Source organism: Sphingobacterium sp. UBA1897, assembly GCF_002337775.1.
GTDB lineage: Bacteria > Bacteroidota > Bacteroidia > Sphingobacteriales > Sphingobacteriaceae > Sphingobacterium > Sphingobacterium siyangense.
Map to the genome: position 1 here is coordinate 22,788 of NZ_DDGR01000003.1, position 21,552 is coordinate 44,339.

At 40.6% G+C, this 21,552-nt stretch carries 15 protein-coding genes; 3 read left to right on the top strand and 12 right to left on the bottom strand.

Annotated features, from left to right (window positions below):
- Positions 1 to 278 precede the first annotated feature (278 nt).
- The 5 genes from B4N43_RS02060 to B4N43_RS02080 form a co-directional block, all read right to left on the bottom strand.
- On the bottom strand, positions 279 to 3,374 hold the full coding sequence (locus B4N43_RS02060) for an efflux RND transporter permease subunit (protein ID WP_286732487.1): 3,096 nt from the start codon (positions 3,372 to 3,374) through the stop codon (positions 279 to 281).
- On the bottom strand, positions 3,375 to 4,481 hold the full coding sequence (locus B4N43_RS02065) for an efflux RND transporter periplasmic adaptor subunit (protein ID WP_286732488.1): 1,107 nt from the start codon (positions 4,479 to 4,481) through the stop codon (positions 3,375 to 3,377). It lies immediately after the preceding gene.
- On the bottom strand, positions 4,478 to 5,752 hold the full coding sequence (locus tag B4N43_RS02070) for a TolC family protein (RefSeq protein ID WP_286732490.1): 1,275 nt from the start codon (positions 5,750 to 5,752) through the stop codon (positions 4,478 to 4,480). The genes B4N43_RS02065 and B4N43_RS02070 overlap by 4 nt, the downstream gene beginning before the upstream one ends.
- A gap of 90 nt (positions 5,753 to 5,842) precedes the next feature.
- Positions 5,843 to 7,189 (bottom strand): sensor histidine kinase, encoded by a 1,347-nt coding sequence (locus B4N43_RS02075; RefSeq protein WP_075991852.1) that lies wholly within the window; start codon positions 7,187 to 7,189, stop codon positions 5,843 to 5,845.
- 2 nt (positions 7,190 to 7,191) lie between these two features.
- Complete coding sequence (locus tag B4N43_RS02080) at positions 7,192 to 7,872, bottom strand: response regulator transcription factor (RefSeq protein WP_075991851.1); 681 nt, start codon at positions 7,870 to 7,872, stop codon at positions 7,192 to 7,194.
- Positions 7,873 to 8,105: 233 nt separating this feature from the next.
- Between B4N43_RS02080 and B4N43_RS02085 the strand changes: the two genes are divergently transcribed.
- A complete protein-coding gene (locus B4N43_RS02085) occupies positions 8,106 to 8,495 on the top strand; it encodes a helix-turn-helix domain-containing protein (protein WP_075991850.1) in 390 nt (129 codons plus the stop codon).
- Between the two features lie 50 nt (positions 8,496 to 8,545).
- Positions 8,546 to 9,301 (top strand): SDR family oxidoreductase, encoded by a 756-nt coding sequence (locus B4N43_RS02090; RefSeq protein ID WP_075991849.1) that lies wholly within the window; start codon positions 8,546 to 8,548, stop codon positions 9,299 to 9,301.
- A 97-nt stretch (positions 9,302 to 9,398) separates the two neighbouring features.
- Here B4N43_RS02090 and B4N43_RS02095 read toward each other — a convergent pair whose 3' ends face one another.
- On the bottom strand, positions 9,399 to 9,929 hold the full coding sequence (locus tag B4N43_RS02095; RefSeq protein WP_286732494.1) for an NAD(P)H-dependent oxidoreductase: 531 nt from the start codon (positions 9,927 to 9,929) through the stop codon (positions 9,399 to 9,401).
- Positions 9,930 to 10,083: 154 nt separating this feature from the next.
- Between B4N43_RS02095 and B4N43_RS02100 the strand changes: the two genes are divergently transcribed.
- On the top strand, positions 10,084 to 10,446 hold the full coding sequence (locus B4N43_RS02100) for a winged helix-turn-helix transcriptional regulator (RefSeq protein ID WP_075994710.1): 363 nt from the start codon (positions 10,084 to 10,086) through the stop codon (positions 10,444 to 10,446).
- Positions 10,447 to 10,475: 29 nt separating this feature from the next.
- On the opposite strand, the gene B4N43_RS02105 is transcribed toward B4N43_RS02100, so the two are convergent.
- From B4N43_RS02105 to B4N43_RS02130, 6 genes are all read right to left on the bottom strand, one after another.
- Positions 10,476 to 10,973 (bottom strand): DinB family protein, encoded by a 498-nt coding sequence (locus tag B4N43_RS02105; RefSeq protein ID WP_248933343.1) that lies wholly within the window; start codon positions 10,971 to 10,973, stop codon positions 10,476 to 10,478.
- Positions 10,974 to 11,360: 387 nt separating this feature from the next.
- Positions 11,361 to 13,043 carry a glycoside hydrolase family 32 protein gene (locus B4N43_RS02110; RefSeq protein ID WP_286732496.1) on the bottom strand — a complete coding sequence of 561 codons (1,683 nt, stop codon included), beginning with the start codon at positions 13,041 to 13,043 and terminating at the stop codon, positions 11,361 to 11,363.
- Between the two features lie 254 nt (positions 13,044 to 13,297).
- Positions 13,298 to 14,713, bottom strand: a complete 1,416-nt coding sequence (locus B4N43_RS02115) for a Gfo/Idh/MocA family protein (RefSeq protein ID WP_075991845.1) — start codon at positions 14,711 to 14,713, stop codon at positions 13,298 to 13,300.
- Between the two features lie 11 nt (positions 14,714 to 14,724).
- Complete coding sequence (locus tag B4N43_RS02120; protein WP_286732497.1) at positions 14,725 to 16,116, bottom strand: 3-keto-disaccharide hydrolase; 1,392 nt, start codon at positions 16,114 to 16,116, stop codon at positions 14,725 to 14,727.
- A gap of 248 nt (positions 16,117 to 16,364) precedes the next feature.
- A complete protein-coding gene (locus B4N43_RS02125) occupies positions 16,365 to 18,242 on the bottom strand; it encodes a RagB/SusD family nutrient uptake outer membrane protein (RefSeq protein ID WP_286732498.1) in 1,878 nt (625 codons plus the stop codon).
- A 10-nt stretch (positions 18,243 to 18,252) separates the two neighbouring features.
- Positions 18,253 to 21,420 carry a SusC/RagA family TonB-linked outer membrane protein gene (locus B4N43_RS02130; protein WP_286732499.1) on the bottom strand — a complete coding sequence of 1,056 codons (3,168 nt, stop codon included), beginning with the start codon at positions 21,418 to 21,420 and terminating at the stop codon, positions 18,253 to 18,255.
- Positions 21,421 to 21,552 lie beyond the last annotated feature (132 nt).

Consider the following 21,552-nt stretch of genomic DNA (forward strand, 5'->3'; position numbering starts at 1 on the left):
TAATTTTAAATACAGATTTATAACTTATTTCAGCAAAACTTCAGATTAGTGCCTTTAAAGTTGAAATTTGACTTCAGTAACTTAAATGTAAGTTCAACATTTATAACAAGATTTACAAAAAATAGCATGTAAAAGATATATATAGATATATATACATGTTTATCGGCGTAAAATTTTGACAGCTATTATGGAATGTATAGCTGCAGATTAGAAATAACAAAGGTTGCACTGTCTGACAGGCAACCTTTGTATCGTATATAATAATTAAAAATGGGTAACTAATCGCGGTTCTCCTTTTTATAAGAGAAGTAAAAAACAATTGGCAGTACGGAAAACGATAGAATCATACAAATAATCAATCCGCCGACAATCATAATAGCCAAGGGTTTTTGGATTTCAGATCCCATTCCGTTTGAAAGTGCGGCCGGCAATAACCCCATTGCCCCCATTAACGCAATCATTAGGATGGGTCTGATCCGGCTTTTTACAGCTTCATAAATAGCGGGTTTCAAGCTCATTTTATTCAACAGATTTTCTTTCATTATCCCTATTAAAACAATGCCGTCAATCGTGGCTACACCAAAGAGAATAATAAATCCGATACCTGCCGAAATTCCAAATGTCGTCCCAGTAACCCACAGCGATACAAAACCGCCTATAAATGCAAATGCCAGTGTCAGCGAAGAAATCAACGTATCTTTGACGTTGCCAAAATTGGCATACAACAAGAGTAAAATCAAAATAAGAGAAATTGGCACAACATTCATCAGCTGTTTTGTAGCCCGTTCCTTGCTTTCGAATTCTCCGGCCCACACGACCTTATAAGATTTGGGCAGTTTAATATCTTTTTCTATCTGTTTTTTTGCATCGGCAATTGTACTTCCCAAATCCCGCCCTTCAATGTTGAAGCCAACACCGATATAACGGGAATTGCCCTCTCTGTAAATAAATGCCGGACCGGTATGATAATCTATTGTTGCGATCTCCCGCAGTGGTACTTTTTGATCATTCATCGTGGGAATGATGATATTTCCGATCTTCTCAGGATTGTCACGATACGATTTTTGGAAGCGGAGACGTACATCAAAGATGCGCTCGTTTTCATAGAAATGTGTCACAGATTGCCCGCCAATAGTCATTTCGATCACAGATTGCACATCCTTGGTCGAAACACCATATTTGGCCATTTTCGAATCATGCAGCTGAATCCTTAGTTCAGGCAAACCGATATTTTTGAAAACATTGATGTCCGTAATACCGTTCACCTTTTTAAGTGATTCGGCAAACTTATTGGCTTTATTTTCTAAATCTTGTAAATTCTCACCAAAAATTTTGATTACCAGCGGACTTTTTACTCCGGCTACATACTCCTCTACATTATCCTGGATCGGCTGGCTAAAACCAAAATTTATTCCCGGAAAAGTCTGTAGACTATCCCGCATCTGACCAATCAATTTCTCTTTTGACAGTTTTCTTTTCCACTCACCTTCGGGCTTCAATTCAATATTGAATTCAATATTGAAAAAACCGGTTGGATCTGTACCATCATTGGGGCGGCCTGTTTGCGTCATGATAAAATCAATCTCGTCAAACTGCTTCATCAATTTTGCTTTCATGGTTTTGGTCAGCTTCACAGATTCCTCCAGGTTGACACTATTGGGTAAGGTTGCGCGGACATAAATTGCACCTTCATTCAGTTTCGGAAGAAACTCTGAGCCATAATGGCTAAACCGAAAAATACAGACGAGCAAAGCAGCAATAAAAATCGACAATGTCCATTTTGGATGGTCGAAAGCTTTCCTAAAACCTTTAAAAATGGCATTGCGGCTGACCTTAGTGATCTTATTCTCATCTTCTTTGATATTCTTTTTCAATAAGTATTTACACATCGCGGGCACATAGGTCAAACTCAGGATCAAGGACCCCAACAAGGCATAGCCGAGCGTAAAGGCCAATGGTGAGAACATCTTTCCTTCCACCTTTTGAAAAGAGAAAATCGGCGTCAATGCGACAATCAAGATCAATAGGGCAAAAAAGATATAGCCTGCTACAGAGCCGGCACCTTTCTTAATGATCCCTAGTTTGGAGATTTTATTAAAGCGTTCCGTCCCGAGCCGATGAGCCTCTTTTTCCAAGGAGACAAAAACAGTCTCCACGATGACCAGCGTTCCTTCGAGCAACAATCCAAAGTCCAATGCCCCCATGGAAATCAAATTTGCAGGGAGCCCCTGTATTTTCAAACAAATAATCGCAAATAGGAAGGCCAATGGGATCACCGATGCAACGATAAAGGTTGTCTTCCAGTTGTTCAAAAAGATAAAGACAATAATCGAAACCAGAAGAACCCCCTCTATCAGGTTTTTGGAAACCGTATGCACGGTATTATTCACCAGTTTTGTGCGATCAATAACGGGTTCAATCTTGACATTTGCAGGTAAAATACGTTGGTTCAGCTCCACTATTTTTTCTTTTAACTTTGTCACAACTGCAGATGGATTTTCTCCCCTGAGCATAATGACGATTCCCTGGACAAGATCATCTTCCTGGTTGAGTCCCACCTGTCCGAGTCGCGGTTTTGCGCCTAATTCTATTTCTGCAACATGCTTGACTAAAATCGGTGTATTGCCGACCACCTTGATCAAAATATTACCGATATCGTCAATCTTATCCAATAGGCCTACCCCACGTACAACATAAGCCTGATTTCCTTTTTGGATCACATCGCCACCGACATTGATATTCGAACGTGATACGGCTTCATAAACATCCAGTGGCGACAGGTTATAATTGGCCAACTCTGTTGGATTGATCTTTATTTCATAGATCTTTTCCTCCCCCCCAAAGCTGACGACATCCGCCACGCCGGGCACACCGACAAGCTCCCGTTCAATCACCCAATCCTGGATGGCGGAGACTTCCTTGATCGGAAGATTACTTTTCACCACATAGCGAAAAATTTCTCCGGTAGCACCAGATGGTGGTTCGATTGAACTCTCAGCACCTTCCGGTAACTCAATGGAACGCATCTTATTACCCGCATACTGTTGGGCATAAAAATCCGCTACCCCATCCTCAAATTGAATCGTTACAACAGATAACCCAAACAAGGAGATGGAACGAACATCCGTCTTCTTTGGAATGGTATTCATTTCTTTGGTAACAGGCAGTGTAACGAACTTTTCTATTTCTTCAGCACTGCGCCCGGGCCACTGTGTGATAATCCTAACCCGTGTGTTGGTCACATCGGGGAAAGCCTCAATCGGTGTATGGAGGTAGGCATATATCCCGCCGAACAATAATGCTAGCGTAAAAAACAGTACGACCAAGGAATGTTTCAATGAGAATGAAACAATATTTTGTACAACTTTCTTCATCTATCTATTTATCAGTTCATCAAATACAATCAGCTCATTCTCGGTCAGCACCTGATCCCCCTCGGCCACACCAGATTTGACAAAAGCGTATGTTTCATTCTCAGCGGCAATATCAACAGCTTTAACCGACAGGTCGCAGTCATTTTTATAGTGTACAACGAAATTCTGATTGTTATGGAGGATAATAGCATCTTTCGGAATTGCCAGCATACGCTCTTCCTGTCCCGAAACGGCCTTTTCGACCAGCACATCCACGCTCATGCCTGGCTTCAATCTCAGGTCTTTGTTCAACAACTTTACGCGCGCTTTGACCACACGTTCTTCCGGATCAAAGAAGTTGGCGACCTGATCAATATAACCGTCAAAAGTTTCACCTTTATAAGCCAGTGTAGTGATCTTGACAGGAGCCCCGTTTTTGACAAAAGGTAAATTATTTGCATAGATATTGACCGAAACCCACACCTCATTCAGCTTACTGACAGACAGCAAATCGGCGTCATCGCCAACAGTCATACCGGGACTCACCTTTTTATCTACGATATAGCCAGCTTTGGGTGCACGGATGTAAAACACACCGTTTTCCGAGGAGCCATTCAGCAAACTCATATTCGCTTTCACATGGCGGATTCCAATCTGCACGGCTTTCAATTCACTTTCCATCTCTTCCAGCTCCCGCTGGGAAGCCATACCATCTTTCAGCAGGCTACGCAGGCTAAGCAATTTACTCTCCGTCAGCCGCTTGCTATTTTCCAGTTCCCGCAGCTCCTTTCCTAAATCATTGACCGAGGTCCCTTTAAGCGATACCAGAATCTGTCCTTTTTCTACATAATCGCCCATCTTGACCGAAACAGACTGCACGATACCGGGTATAGGGCTCTTTAGCGCTGCAAGTTCATCCTGATCGTATTGAATGACCCCATTTAAAGCGATCTGTTCAAATACCGTTCGCTTCTGTATCGAATCAATTTTAATTTGGTTTTTAAAATCGGTGCTAAGACAAAAGCCTTTAGCAGCAGGAATAGGCTGCTCTTCATTTTTCGCCGGCTGACAGCTCCACACTAAACAAATAGACAGCAGTGTAAATGGCGTTAAAAAATTACTTTTCATGAGACAATATCCTTTCCGATCAAGTACATCAGTTCCTCCTTATACTGAAGATATTTCGCCCTGCGTTCCAATATTGATTCTTTGTTTTCCATATAATTATTGATAAAATCTATAAATTCAACGATGGTCAGTCTCCGTTGTTGGAAATTGCGCACATAGCGTTCTAGCGCTACATCCAATTTACCATCAAAGCCCATATCCGTTGTCTTCAAACTCGTTTCAAGGTTGCTGAGCCGCTCCGAAAGGAAGTCGATCTCCCGTTCGATGTCGATACGAAATTGCTCGATTTCCACTTTATTTTTCTCAAGCTCCAGTTTAGCGATTTTGATATTCCCCTGGTTCCGGTTAAACAGAGGAAGGTCCATAGCAACCCCCAGCCCTATAAAATCGCGCATGATATTTCCGCCACGGTCGTAATTGATGGAGACCTGCAAATCTGGTATACGTTCGGCCTTTTCTATTTTCAGCTGAGCATCACTTTTCTTCAATTCGTTATGGATGATCTTATAGTCGCTGCGATTGTCGAGCGCCATCATTTTCCATTCTTGTTTTTTTCCCTGGAGAAAATGTGGTATGCCGATCGTATCTGATATAGTGAGTGCAGTCCCTTTGTCTCCGAGATAGCGCGCAACTTCATTCATTTTTGTAATTTTTTCCTGTTGGATTTCATTCAGTTTGTTACCAAATGCGATAGACTCGCTTTGAATCCTGAGATAGTCCATCTCACTTACATTGCCTTCTTTCCACTGATTTTGATAGGATTGTGCCAACGTCTGAAAGATATTGACCTGATTGCCATATAACCGTTCTTTCTCCTGCAGGATCTGCAATTCGAGACATTGGCTCCGGAGATCGTATTTTAAGTTCCGCAGCAATTCCTCAAATTGAAGCCGGACATTTTCTTTTTCGAGAAGCTGCAATTGCACCCTTTTTTTTCGTTTGCCGGCCATTTCGATGGTCTGTTCCAGTTCGATCGCCACCTGCTGGTACTTACCGTAATTTCCGATCAGCGCCGGAAAGGATTCGCTGGAAGGGTTTTTCCAAAGATTGACTTCAGAGATGGAAATCGTTGGATTGGGCCACAACTTTGCCTGAAGCACGGCAGCTTCAGCTTGTTGCATATGAAAACGCTGCGCCATTAAGGTCAGGTTATGGGCAAGGAATACCTGCTCGATCTCCGCCTTTCGCAAACGGTTTTCAACCGCCTCCTGCGAAAATAGCTTGCTATTCAGGCCAAGAAGTAAAAATATTGTAATACGTAGTTTTCTCACTTAATTTTGAATTTCCACAAAACTAAATGACAGGAATTACAGGCAACTTTAGGTTAAATTAAAGTTTGATTAGAAGGGATTAGAAAATGATTAGAACTGGGGAAATAATAGGGATACCGTTGTACCTAGATCATTTGAACGAATATCAAAGTCTACCCCTTGATCCTTAAATACAATCTGCGCAAAAGAGAGACCGATGCCGCTGCCCTTAACTTTACCAACATTTGATCCTCGATAAAAAGTCTGTTTCACAGACTCCAGTTCGGCTTGTGGGATACCAATACCATGGTCTATGATCTGCAAAGACAGCCTGCCATTTACACCTGTCATTCGGACAAGAACTTCCTGCCCATTTGCATATTTCAGTGCATTTTCGATTAAATTGGAAATAGACAAACTGACGAGCATCTTATTGCCCCGAAAATTAAAGTATCGCGGTTCATCGACCTGTATATCGACTTTCAAGGGCACGGCAAATGATCTAGAAAACTTAGGAACAAGATCCCATACGATCTCGTCTATGCGAAAGGTTTCCAATGAACGTTTCAGGGCCTGATCTTCGGTCAGCAATAGAAAATTACCAATAAGCTGATTCAGAAAATTCACATGCTCAGTAATGGTTTCGGCCAATTCATGATATTCTTCTTCACTTCTGACCTTTGTACCGAAGACCTCCATTGAGCCCAGGATTCCCGCCAAAGGTGTTCGAAACTCGTGTGAAACATAGCTGACAAAGTTCTTTCTAATAATCATATTTTCGCTGATCCGACGTAGGAGCGCATTATAACTTTCAATAAGATCTTGTAGTTCGTCCTTCGTTTTTATAGTCGTCAGGGGCTCCTGAATCGTGCTTAAATCCTTATGCTGAATTTCTTGGATCACTTTACGAATGGGGAGATAAGCATATTTACTCAGCCAAACCGACAACAAGGCAATACTGATCAATGCAACGAGAAAAACAAAGACAAGCGTAATGAGCAAACGATTCAACTGATGATCAAAATCTGCGCTCGATTCTTTGACAAACACAAAGAAGTCACCCTGATTATCTGGATAATACAAACCAAAATAAAAGCTATCTTCTGTTTTAAAATAAATCGTTTTGTCTGATTTCAGCTGGCTCAGCAAATCCTTATTAATTTGACTATCAAAACGCATACCGCCATAACTTACTTTTCCTTCGGCGTTATAAACTGCTACCATGGCACGTTTAACCAAGCTTTCATATTGATTTTTAGATTCCAAATGCTTTAGTGGGCTCTGCTCATCTGCCTCGAGGTAATATATACCAGCTATTTTCGCATTTTTTTCGAGGGAACTGATCAGATGTCGTTCCGAGGAATTATAAAATATCCAGTAGATGACTAGCGTTGCAAGCCCAAAAATAATGGTGAATACCAGCGTAGAAAAGAGTGTAAGCCGAATTTTTAAATTCATTGTCAGTCCGTTGTAAGCATATAACCGACTCCTTTCACCGTTTTGATAATGGAGGTATCGCTCCCTTCATCAACCTTGCCTCTTAGATAAGAAACGTACACATCGACGACATTGGTGCTGTTATCAAAATCGATTCCCCAAACGGCCTGCAAGATTGCAGTCCGTGAAAGCGTTTTATTCCGATTTTCGATCAGATACTTAAATAGTTTAAATTCTTTGGGAGAGAGATCGACATTTTTACCATTCTTATGAACTTCATAACGTTCAAGATCCACTTTTAAATCACGAATTTCTACGCTACTGTCCTTTGGCACGTTTTTATAATTGTCCCGACGTACCAGGGCTTTGATACGGCTCACCAATTCCTTAAAGGAAAACGGCTTGACGAGATAGTCATCGGCACCACTTTCCAAGGCCTCGACCTTATCTTCAATCTCCCCTAAAGCACTCAAAATCAATATCGGAATATGATTTTTTCGATACCTGACCATCTTCGTAAACTGGATACCATCAATTCCGGGCAACATGATATCAAGTACAATAATATCCAAAGAATCTGCATTGATCCATTCACGTGCAGATTCCGCAGATTCAACTAAAATGACCTGATGCCCCATTTCTTCCAGACCTTTCACCACAAAGCTGCTAATCCGGCGATCGTCCTCTACTAAAAGTATCTGCATATTATACGCTGTTTATTTTTATGCGGGATTATAAAAATTGCGAATTCCTCCCGGAATTCTACAAGTATACGAATTTACAATTTAATCGTCCGGTAATCCACAGCCCCCTTCTCCATAAATCCTCTAAGCTAATTTTTAGACATACATCCAATCAACACGAATCTATTTTGGATAAACTATTTCGTATAGTCCAAATTGGTTATATTTAACCTAACAACTCGAAAAAGATTAAGATGAATACAGTATTGCCTCCCAATAAGAAAAGACGTGAAGAAATTACGATAAAATATTTTGAGTTACTGGATCGTCATCTGGCGGAATTGATCAGCGGAGTCAGTATAGAAATGCTGGAGCTTCAGGACATCGCAAACATACTTTGTATCTCACAAAAGCATCTCATCAAGATAATACAGGAAACGTCAGGGAATCACCCTTGTCATTTTTATGTACAAAAAATATTGACCTGCACCAAGAGCCTACTCGCTAATAACGAGTTAACCATATCGGAGATCGCACAAAGGCTGACCTATGACCCTTCCAACTTCACCAAATTTTTCAAAAAATATGAGGGCATGTCCCCTTCACAATTTCGTCAATTGCAAAAAGCGAAAAGTTCACCATAACGGAGCCCTTAACATTTGTGAAATTTGCTATAATCAAAATTTAAATTATTATGGCAAGAAATGATGTAAAAGGAAAAGTTGTCCTCATTGCTGGAGGTGCAAAAAATCTTGGTGGATTATTAAGTCGGGATTTTGCAGCTAAAGGGGCAAAACTGGTAATCCATTACAACAGTGAGAACACCAAAGCAGACGCTGACCAAACACTGGAAGCGGTAAAATCCGCAGGTGCAGAAGCAATATTAGTCCAAGCTGACCTGACCAAAATTGAACATATCACGAAACTTTTTGATGTTGCTATTGAGCAGTTTGGTGGTGTAGATATTGCAATAAATACCGTTGGTAAAGTCTTGAAAAAGCCAATTGTGGATACCACAGTCGAAGAATATGACAGCATGAGCGATATCAATTCAAAAGTTGCCTATTTTTTTATTCGGGAAGCGGGTAAAAAACTGAATGCAAATGGCAAAATCTGTACTATTGTAACCTCATTATTGGCAGCCTATACAGGATTATACTCTACTTATGAAGGACTGAAGGCTCCAGTAGAGCATTTTACCAGAGCTGCATCAAAAGAATTTGGTGAACGAGGAATCTCGGTTACAGCTGTGGCCCCGGGGCCAATGGATACGCCTTTTTTCTACGGACAGGAAAGCGAGGATGCTGTTGCCTACCACAAATCTGCATCAGCATTGGGCGGACTAACAGACATAAAAGACATTGCCCCCTTGGTGGAGTTTTTGGTCACCGATGGCTGGTGGATAACGGGGCAGACAATATTTGCCAATGGTGGTTATACAACACGCTAGAACAAAAAGAGAAAGCATCCTTTTCAGGATGCTTTCTAGGTAAACATCTTTTTGAAGGATTCGCCAATAACGATAATTTTGCCTTCATATTTATGGACTAAAACTGCTCCAAAAAACTGAGATACTGCGAAACACTTTGCGCTATCCATTCTTTGGATGACTCTTTTTCTATTCCGTAAAAGACGAAAGGCTTTTGATAATTCGCTTTAACATAGTCAAAAGTAATTTCAAACGGACTTGTTAATTGCTCTATGCTATATTTATACTTACCCGTAACCCCATACTCCTGCTCGTCTATCCCAACCGAAATCGCTAATGCGATTTTCTTTCCTTCCAGTTTATACCCACTTTTTTTACCGTAAGCCCACCCGTAGGTAAGCACCTCATCCAACCACTGCTTAAAAAAAGGCGGACAGTTAAACCAATAAAAGGGGAATTGAAATACAATTTTATCATATTTCTCCATCATCTGCTGTTCAGCCACGACATCAATTTTACCATCCGCATAGACTTGGTGCAACTGATGGATATCATAACGATCGGATTGGTTTTCCAATGCCTCAACCCAACTTTTATTCACGATGGAGGTGGCAAAATTAGGGTGAATAACGACTATTAATGTTTTCATATTTTTATTTATGTATATATGCACAAGTCACCAGGTCTAGCCAATTCATTGCGGCAATTTTAATAAACGACATGACTGTGATTTAAAAGTAGCGACATAATTCTTATTTTGCCCTATCAGTAACCCAATGTTAGGTACTATAAAAAATGTGCGTATGACTAAAATCAAGACGAGTTCCACTAACTTTTCAAATAAAAAGCAACTTGAGCGTAATTGCCCCGAAGTCTTTGCCGCTAATGTGATTGGCGGTCAATGGGCGCTAGCCATTTGTTGTTATCTCATCAATGGCGCACTACGTTATTCTGAAATCAAAAAATGTTTACCTGGTATCACTGAGCGTATGCTCACCCTACAATTGCGAAAGCTGGAAGAGGATAACATTATAAAACGTACTGTATATGCAGAGGTACCGGCACGTGTACTCTATGAGCTGACTGCGCTGGGTTATGAACTCAAACCAATTATTCAAGAACTTGGGAAATGGGGAGAAAAGTTACAACAAGTTCAAAAATCATAACGTCTAGCGGACAAAAATATAGTTTGTTTTTAATTGATACATCGTGCCGTTACCAGTAATTGGCCAACATGGCGCTGTGCATGCTCAGCAGCGTGGAACAACAAACCAATCAAGGTCGTAGGGATCCGTTTTCTACCCAAAAAACGCACTTCCGTCAAGGTTTCCGGATCAATTAACGCTAGTTTTTGCACGGATTGCTGAATCTGTCGGTGTAAGTTTTCTACAAGCGCTGTTACGCTCACATCGCTATTTTCTATACCTTCCTTATAGAGGTCGTCAAATTGCTCATCCGACAAGGGTTTATTTTCGGCATAAGTAAACATGCGATCGATCACCCCACGAATATGTTGCAGGTGAAAACCTATACTGGCATTGCCCCCCGGTTTTGTCCAGAGATGCGCTGAGGACAGCTGCTTAGTATACTTTAAAATATCCTCATCAACTTGCAAGAGTGCATGAGCAACAGGTTGGAGAAGAGCGGGAATCCCTTCAATAGGTCCACGCATCCATACTTCTAAATTTTCCATGCTTCTAAAATAGCGAACTATCTACAACTGATGCTTTTTAAAGTCCACGAATTAAAGTCCCCGAAGCCAAAGCGTGCAAAAGCATGCAGAGAGCAGTCCGTTTTCGTAAAAAAAGACAGTTTACTCTTATAAAAATAGGTACTTCCTATAGCTTGTTTAAAGAATATTAAATTATTTTTTAAAATAAATTTGCATAGTGTAGGAAATACACTTACCTTTGTATCATCATAATTTAGGTTTATAATTGGTTATTTAAGGTTTTCATTCTCCCCGTTTGAAAACCTTTTTTTTTAAATGACCAAAAAAATATAATCTTCCAGCACTATTTTTATCATCCTACCGAATTGACAAAAACAGTCTCTCCATTATTGCTATATCATAAAAGTGTTATTTAATCCATATACCGTCAAGGGTATAGAGGTCAGCAGATTCCAATACGGCTTCACCATTAAAAGCTACCAGCTGATAAGTTAAATTATTCCGATCAAAATTATAATTTATAGGCATATAAACTTCGCCATTTTGTGCGAAAAGCTCGAGTCCTGTCCGATCGACAAGCAACTTCAATGCGAGTTTTTTATTTCGCAGCGGTACCTGAGCCCTTACATTATCAACAAGGAGCTCTTCGGTCGAAACGTTATAATTAATTGCCAAGCCCCTCACATTGATCTGAATATTTTTGGCTTGTTGTGGATCGATGACCAAATCCAATTCAGCAATTTCAGCGTTGAACTGCTGAAACAAACTTGAATCGTTCGAACTAATTTTCTTTCGGCTGATGCTGAGTTTTTCTTTTCTTAATTTTTGCAATTCTGTCACCGGCTCCCGAAAAAGGCGAATACCCTTTTCCGTACTTTTCAATTTGAGTTCCATTGGAATACTCATGGATTGATTAAAAGCGGAGTTCCCTTGATTTGTATGTGTGCGCCACCAGCCGATTTCAATACGTCGCTTCTTCGGTTCATTGCTAAAAGTTTGCGCGGCATAATAATCACGACCATATTGACTAAACAGGCGCTCGATCTCAGGATGAAAAGATTTTCCATCAAACTCTCCGATCGCATATTGGCTATTAGCCCCCGTCAAAACCCATTTTTTATTGTTCGGGTTACCGTCTACCGCCAATTCAAAGAATTCGGGACACTCAAATAAATAACGGTCATTACCCCGCCCGCCTTTTATTTTGCTCGCAAATGTCCACATTTTCAAATCCTTTGAGGTAAAAATCTGCATCGTGTGTTGTTCCTGGTCCTCTTCAACATAAAGTACAAGAACCCATTGCTTCGAGGGGCCATGCCAAATTACCTTCGGATCTCGGTTTCCTGCTGTTATTTTATCCAAAATATGGTTTGGCATTTTCTCAAATTTCTGACCGTCCAAGCTGTATGCCAAACCCTGCCCCCATGATTTTTCCGCAGCGGTATAAAACAGGATCATAGGGCTTGTTACACCATTTTTTCCAAAACCAGCGGTATTGTTACTATCCACTACAGCTCCACCGCTAAACATCACGCCAGATTCGTCCGGATATAAAGCCTCTCCCAATTCCTTCCAATGTAACAGATCGGAGGACACGGCATGCCCCCAATGCATATTGCCCCAATTGGTTCCATAGGGATTATGTTGAAAAAACAGGTGATATTGTCCATTAAAAAAGACCAGACCATTCGGATCGTTCAACCAACCTCTCTTGGCCGAAAAATGAAATTGTCCCCTCCGATCTTCAGCATAGACCTTATCGTTATCATCGGTATCACTCTGTGCAATAGGATTAAACAAAGGAATTTCTTTGTCTGATGTATTTGCCACCACCTTAAGCTGCTGTCCCTTCCACTTCCCTATATCAAGATAGGCTATCCAATCATAGGTACTATCAGCCAGTTCGGCATCAAACCACCTTACTTTATCTTTTCCCAGCCATACCTCAACATGACGTTTGGGAGCACCATTTTTAATTGGAATTTTAAGATACCGATGGGTTGCCTGAAAAGATTGGGTTGATGAATTTTGACCATTGGCATTAAGGACCAATGCTACAATGCCTATAAAGAGCAGGGATACTTTATACATGACGTTAAGGTTTAAAAATTGAATTGCTGCATCACAAATATACCTAAGGGAGGAGAATTACGCTCTACTAGGACTGATCAAAATAGCGCTGATTTGTCTCAATTTGCTTGGGATTATCATGCTTTTTCCTCCTTTCCAGTTCTTTTATATAAAGAGCAAGCAAATCGTATATTTCAGGAAAGACTTTTCATTTCAAAAACAAAAAGGGCAATGTTCACATTGCCCTTTACTTTCTATGCCCAGTTACTGGTCCATTACATCTTATAATACTGCTCCCAGCCTCTCGCAGGTGGAGGTCCAGCTAAGAGTGCATTGGCAAACTTATCATTAGTCACTTCTTTTGTCTGTGTATTCAAGATCAACTTACTGTTTAAGCGTTGTGCAATTACACCCAAACAAAATACTTGGCTCAGAGGACCTGCAATTTCAAAAGCCGAGCGGGTCTTTTCTTCACCTTTACAACCTTTTAAGAAATTAGCAAAGTGATTTGACGGTGATTGTGGCACTTCCGGTAACCGAGACTCCATTTCCTTGGCTTTCGCTGCTGGAATAATCTGCAAGGTACTAGCATGAGAACCACCTTTAAATATCAAATCCTTGCTATAGATAATTTTCCCAGGATTTAATTTGGCGGGTTCCAATTTCCCTGTACTTGGTGCAGGAATATTAGGATCCAGTCCGGATACACCGTAGCCTTCCGGTATAGGTGGCAAATTATCCAGTCCATCATACCAATTGATATCTACTGCTGGCATCTTTTTCCTTTTTGGAAAATGAAATTTCAAGGTCGAAGACATGGGGAAAAAATAGGAATTATACCCATCGAGCTTCACAGCGGACACTTCTGTAGGCAGCCCCAAATCTAAAAATTCATGCGCTGTATCCAATATATGTGCACCCCAATCACCCAATGCCCCCATTCCAAAATCATACCAACAGCGCCATTGACCATTCACAAAATCCTTATTATAATTATGGCCTATGGTCTGCATTTGCCAAAGATCCCAATCTAATGTTTCGGGCACCATTTCAGCGGCAGGAAAACCCTTCATATTCACATCCCAGCCATGCCATCTACGCGGCATATTCATGTGCGCATCGATGCGCGTCACATCCTTAATAATACCGGCATCTTTCCAGGCTTTAAACTGAAAGTAATTTGCTTCGGAGTGCCCTTGATTTCCCATTTGGGTAGCAAGTTTAGGGTTTTTCCGAGCTTTATTTGCCATCAATTCAACTTCAAGGAATGTTCTCGCCATTGGTTTTTCCACGTAAACATGTTTACCCAAGTCCAGTGCAAGCATTGTTATGGCAAAGTGTGAGAAATCGGGAGTTCCGACACTTACAGCATCGATCTGATTTCCCATTTTGTCAAACATCACTCTAAAATCCTTAAACTTAGGTGCATCAGGAAACAAGCCCAAAATTTCCTGTGTATGTTTCGCGCCAAGATCTACATCACATAGCGCGACAATATTACAGAGTCCTGTTTTATACAGCTCTTTAATGATTTCTGCGGCCCTATTTCCTAAGCCTACACAAGCTAAGTTGACACGCTCATTTGGTTTAGCCAAACTGACATTTCCCAATACACTATTGGATAGCATAACCGCTCCTGCAGCGATAACAGACTGTTTAACAAAGCTTCTGCGCGATAAATAATGATTCATAAGAGATAAGCTTAATTGGGTGTATTGATTTTTATGCTGCGAAATGAAACCCGATCGCCATGGTCTTGGAGAAGAATAAAACCTTCCTTCGCTTCACCAAAATTTTCCCAATCTTTATATTTGCTGATCTGAACCAAATCTTTAAACGCTTTGGAGCCCCGCTCATAAGACAACATCTTAATTCCATTTAAATAATGTTCCACTTTGTTATCTGCTGTGACCACAACTCTACCTCTATTCCACTCACCGATGGGTCTGCGCGCACGCTCGTCACGATTGGATGTGATGAGATCGTAAAGCGATGCCAATGTACGATTTCCGTCTCGTCCCAATTTCGCATCAGGGTGTAAAGCATCATCCAGTACTTGATATTCCAAACCAATAGCGGATCCTTTTGATTTTTCTTTTAAAGTGACAAAATACTTAACACCGCTATTCGCTCCCGGACTAAGCTTAAATTCAAATGAGAGATCAAACACGGCGTATTTATCTTTTGTGACGATGTCACCGCCATTGGTTGACTCCCCGCCGTCGGATTTCAGGACAGTCATTTGCCCATCTTTAACTTCCCAACCACGTTCTGGAAATTTATCGCCGTGTATGCTCCGCCAGCCCTTATTGGTTTTACCGTCAAATAAGAGCTTAACTCCTTTTTTCTTTTCGGCATCTGCCAAATCGTTGGGCTTCAGATTAACGATATAAAGGTCTTTCGGAAAGCCTTTTGATTTGAGGTCGGTTGTTTTTATTTTAATATTCTTAAAATAAACTTTCTTCCCATCCAACTGCGGTGGAATACCATGTACCTGTAATCCGATAAAACCTGTTCTATCGATCGTGTCAACGACATAAGCTACAGGAATATCATTGATCCAAGTACGCAGCTCATCGCCGACTGCTTCTATTCGGATATGATTGAATTGCTCTGCTTTATAGGCTTTTTTTGCATTTTCATTTAAATCAAGTGGATAAATCCATCCACGACGCGCCTCGTCATATATTCCACCCGTCCATGCACGTGAAGAGGGGTCTATTTCAACTTGCCTTCCATATACGCGTCCGCGCCCATCATTAGCCTTTGGATCAAGATGGCTCCGTGTCTGAATACCTGAGTTTGTTTCATTGCCTTCAAGTTTAACATCCAGTTCCAATATGAAATCACCATATTCTTTTTCAGTGATCAAAAAAGAATTGGGCGTACCTTTTGTCATTCTGCCGACAATAGCATCACCTTCAATAGAATAGGGAGCTTTTCCTCCGACGGATTTCCAGCCATTCAGCGTTTTTCCATCAAAAAGGTTTGTCCAACCTTTCTCATTACTTTTATCTGTCTGGGCATACGATAATACAGCATTGCTAACGATCGCTGCCATCACAACAGATTTAAATAGTGTATTTCTTTTCATTGTAAAATTTGATCTTGAGTCTATCGACCCGGTTTATTTATTCATCATTGGTTCGTCAATCATAACACGTTCGGGACCATACTAGCGAAAGCCAGGAGACGATGCTACACTTCACTTTCACGCCAAACAGGGCCCCATTTACTTATTGGCTATTGATTCAATTGACTTAATAAAACAAGATATTAATTAATATAAGTGAAATGAATCAAATGATGTGATTTATTTACGAAAACGTTTGAAAACACTTGTTACTTATCTTCAACCAATAACGGCATTTTATTTTTCTCGGCTCCCGGATAACCTATATTTTGATTGATAACACCTTTGATATTTGTATTAATTGCATTGGCAGGTACAGGCCATAAGATATGGTGCACACTAATTTTATATTCGGCCCATTTATGTTTGACCCCTTTGTTATAGAAATTACTTTTAGCAACCACTCTATCGTACCAGAAATTAACTCCAGCTTGTTTAATATTCGCATTCGTTCCACCTGGACCACTAATCTGTTTTAAATCATAAACACGGCCACCAAAAATTTCACATGGTTTTCGGGTTTTTGCGTATATATAGGCAATCCTTACGAGCTCAATATGCCTGTTTTCTTCATAATACAACTCACGTGCACGCTCATCTAATAACTCACCGATATTGATTTCGCCTGCTGTCAGCTGTGATGCACCGGCGCGTTGACGGACTTCGTTAATGGCAATGGCAGCCTGACCAAGATCATTTTTCCAATAGTAACTTTCTGCCAACAATAAATAGACTTCCGCAGAACGATAAATATACCATGGAGTTTCCCCGCCCTCCCATTGTGTTTGCAATGGGTCCGGTACAAATAATTTATAATGCGGCCAAGAGAACCATAGACGAATTGAATCCTCAACACTCATCCCTGCCGGTTTAACCAGATTTTTTCCATACCAGGGATTGCCGGTCTTTTTTAAGTTGGGCTCATTATATTTCAAATCTTCCATCTTTCTCCAACTATCCCGATTAAAAATCCCCCGCAAATCATTATCTTCTTTCCCAGATCTCCAAATCTGATTTGTAAAATACCAAGTTGGACGCAATCGTCCTATACCACGACCATAGTTCTTATTTAAATCCAATGAAAGATCAGTTTCATCCGCTGCTAATGATAGGCCTGTCCCCGTTTTTCCGTCCGGTGTTTTTATACCGCCGTTGTTCCAGAAAGGAACGCCATTACGCATTGTTCTTATGCGTGCAGAGCCATCAACTCCAGGATAAGAAACTACATACATTAAACCTTCGGTATTGGCCCCATCTAATTTTGCCTCAACACTATGAAGATCAAACATCAGATTGGTATTTGGTTTACTTTTATTCACCGTAAATCTGCTTTTCATAAGTGGATGAATAGCGACAATTTCTTTTCCAATAGCGATTGCCCGATCAAAATCTGCCAAAGCCATGCATACCTTCATCAACAATATACCACAAGCAGATTTGGAGGTACGTCCACGATCTACTTTTTCGGGTACCCATTGGTAGGCAAATTCCAGATCTTTACGTAATTTTTCGAGAATGCTCCAACGATCGTAACTATAGAAATCATATTTTGGTTCATTTATCTCTTTGTCAATGAAGGGCACATCACCGAACTGGTGCACCAATTTAAAATAACGATAGGCACGTTGAAAATAAGCAGCTCCTAAAATCGCGTTTTTTTCATTTTGGTCTTTAAAAGTTCCTGCATCTATTCTTGAAATAATAAGATTGGCATATTTTACCCCCTTAAATCCCTCGTACCAATACCAACCGACTTTAGTTTTATCGTTGTGATTGAGGTCTGCATCGGGAAGCAGTGCAATATCCATATCCATTTGTGGACCAGCTTTATCTGTCGTACCTTCTACGGCTACTTCAGATTGAATAATCTCGGTCAAAATTGGTGCAGCATCGTCAAAAAATTCATGCCGCATATTTCTTTCACAGGCCGTTAAAGCGGAGTACATACCTTGCGCATCGGCTAGTGCAACATCAGGTTCATAGAAAGACAAGGGTTTCGGTTTAAGCCAATCCTTACTACAAGAAAATGTAAAAAAAGCCATTGAACCAATACATAAACTAAATATTATATTTTTTTTCAATTTCATGATCTAAAAATTAAAGGGTAAGGTTTAAACTAAGATTATACGTACGGGGAGCCGGGTCACCTACATCTGCCAATGCGTCACTTTTCCAGCTTCTTTCGGGGTCTCCAAATTTAAAATCTTTTGTCAAATAGGCTACATTTCTAACCGAAGCTGAAATACGAAGCTGCTGGATTCTTAACGATTGCAACAATGATTTCGGCAGATTATAGGAAAGCACCATATTGTCCAAACGCATAAAGGACATGTTGACATAGTTTGTACCATTATTTTTTGATCCAATACGCGCATAATCGTTGATTGGATTATCTGGCGTCCAGCGATCTAGCGCATAGTCCGTACTGCGATCCGCAAAATTACTATTGTTTGCTGCCTGGTTAAAATCCCCATAATGCCCCCAATTGGAGTAAATTAAAAATGAAAAACTCAGCTCTTTATAACGCAATTCATTTCGAAACGACCAGCGAAAACGTGGTGTTGTATACCCCTGAAATACACGATCGGCATCCGTTAAGACCTCATCTCCATTTTGATCTATATATTTAAAATCGCCAGGTTGGTTGCCGTATTTTGCGGCCATTTCCTCTTCCCCTAATTGCCAGATTCCATTTCGTTTGTAAGCCCATATCCGGTCGGGATCCTGTCCAATAAACCATCTATTTTTAACATCGTCCGCTTCCTTTTGGCCGACGATATTTCCCTCACTATCTTTTACGTCCACCATATCGCCATACAACTTCACGATTTTTCTCCGATTCAACATAAAGATCGCCGTAGCATTCCAACTAAAATCGCCCCTATTCATAATGTTACTATTCAAGGAAATATCAAAACCTTTATTTGAGAGCTCACCAAGATTGGCAGCAACACTGCTAAATCCGATAATTTCTGGCAATGCACGATCTACCAATAAATCCTGGGTTGTTGCCGTATAAAAATCCAGTGCACCACTCAGACGGCCATGGAAGATTGAAAAGTCCAAACCGGCATTATACGAACTTTTACTCTCCCATTTTAAGCCCAAATTGGCCATTCTATTCACGTATAACTGAGATGAAAGATAGAGGTTTCCACTCGCATCAATATAGGGATGTAACCCAGAGGTCATGTCGGAAAGAGCTTCGTAGCGCTCAATATCACGATTACCATTTCTTCCCCAAGAAAGCCGTAGCTTGCCATAATCCAACCAGGATTTGGTATTTTTCATAAAATCTTCTGCTGTAAAATCCCAGGCAAAAGCCAGGGCTGGAAAGGTTGCTCTTGGATTTTGAGCGCCAAAGGCTGAATACCCATCACGTCGCACAGAAGCTGTCAACATATAACGATCTTTAAAGGAATAAAACAAGCGAGCCATTAAGGCATCTCCGGTTTGATAGGTGTCTTCGCTTTCGTTCAATGGAATTGTACCGGCCTGTAATCGATGCCAACCAAGCACATCTGATGGTACAAATTGTGAAGATTTGGCTTTAGTTTCCCAAGACTGCCCTTTCTCCGCATTTTGTAATAGGGTCACTTCAAAATTATGTACATCAAAACGTCGCTTCCAACGTAGCACGTTATCTAGCTGCCAATTATATACTTTTTTAAAAGTTCTTTCGCTACTTCCACCTCTCGCTTTCCATTCAGGATTTTTTGACGAATCATGATTATAATACTCCCGCCAACTGAAAGAAGGTGTAAAATTGGACTGTAATTCAATTCCAAAGGGCAAGGTAATTACACCATACAGACTCGAATTCAAAGTGTTATAATGATCCTTTCGATCCCTAAATTGATTATCAAAGAACGGGTTTACCGGAGTAACATCGCCTGTCGGCAGTCTTTGATAAATACTAGAAGGATCATCAAGATTATTTGATCCAAAGGGAGAAATCACCGCAGACTGCTTCCAATCGGATTTTAGAAAGCCCTCATTTCGAACTGCAAAGTTTGTATTCGCCCCGACTTTTAGATAGGATGTAATTTTAGTTTCGAGATTTAGTCGTGTTCTGAAATTTTTAAACCGACTTCCGACCACTACTCCCTCCCGGTCAACATGGTTTAAGGAAAAATAATAGTTAGCATTCTCACTACTATTCGATACTGCAACAGTATAATCCTGCTGGATCCCCTTTTGAAAAACCAAATCCTGCCAATCCGTAATCTTATTGTTCATGTAATTTTCAATTTCCGGAGTCTTTAGCTCCAATCGAGAAAGCCAAGACCTAATCAACTGATCCTCTGTTACATTTGTAACGGGGGTCTTTTGATCGTAATTATACCAGTCCAACTGATTGGTTCCACTGAGCAGTCTTGGGTCCACAAACATTTCGGGGTGCGCTTTAAGATAGTCGGCGGTTCTTCGGCCTACTTCAAAGTCATAGCGATATTTCAAAAACTCATCAGCGGTCATTACGCGTGGCATCCCTGCGCTTTCAACCATACCAAAATTCCCATTGAAAGTAATGCTCGGCTTCCCTTTTTTCCCTTTTTTTGTCGTTATTAAGATAACGCCGTTGGCGGCCTTTGCACCGTACACAGCAGTAGCACTCGCATCTTTCAAAACATCAATTGACTGAATATCATTGGGATTAAGATCTGCAAATGTTCCATCGAATATAACGCCATCCACGACATTTAATGGGCTACTTCCAGCCTTTAATGTTCCTTTTCCCCTTACCTGTAGGCTAGCATCCCCTTTAGCAGAATTACCCTGGCCAATGATTAAGCCGGCGGCATTCCCCCTTAATAGATCCTGAACAGACCTGGGCGCTTCCTTTTCAAGCTTTTCGGTCTGCACCGAAACAATTGCGCCTGTCACATCCTTACGTTTGGCAGTTCCGTATCCAATAACGACGACTTCATCTAGATTCTCAGTAGATTCAGAAAGGGTGATCTCTATTTCCCTACCCACTTCTACGTCAAGTTCCTTGGACGAGTATCCCGTATGGGTAAAACTTAAAGTAACCTTAGCAGTACTTTGCTGCAATTTTAAACTAAAGCGACCGTAGCTATCTGTTACTGTACCCGTTGAAGTTCCCTTCACCAAAACGGTAACTTTCTCCAAAAAACGCCCATCATTTGTTTTGACGATACCCTTTAGTTCTTTTCCAGTTCCTTGTGAATAAACAATTCCTGTAGACAGCAATAGCATACACAAAAAAGAAAAACTAACGAAAATCAAACGATTAAATTTTCTCATAAATTAAGATTTATTGGTTATTAATAAATAAAACTATAAAAAGCCCAAAAACAAGACCTTTTAGTCATTAATATCAATTGGTTATTATTTAATCAACACAAAACAATAGTATTAATTAAGAAAACACAATCA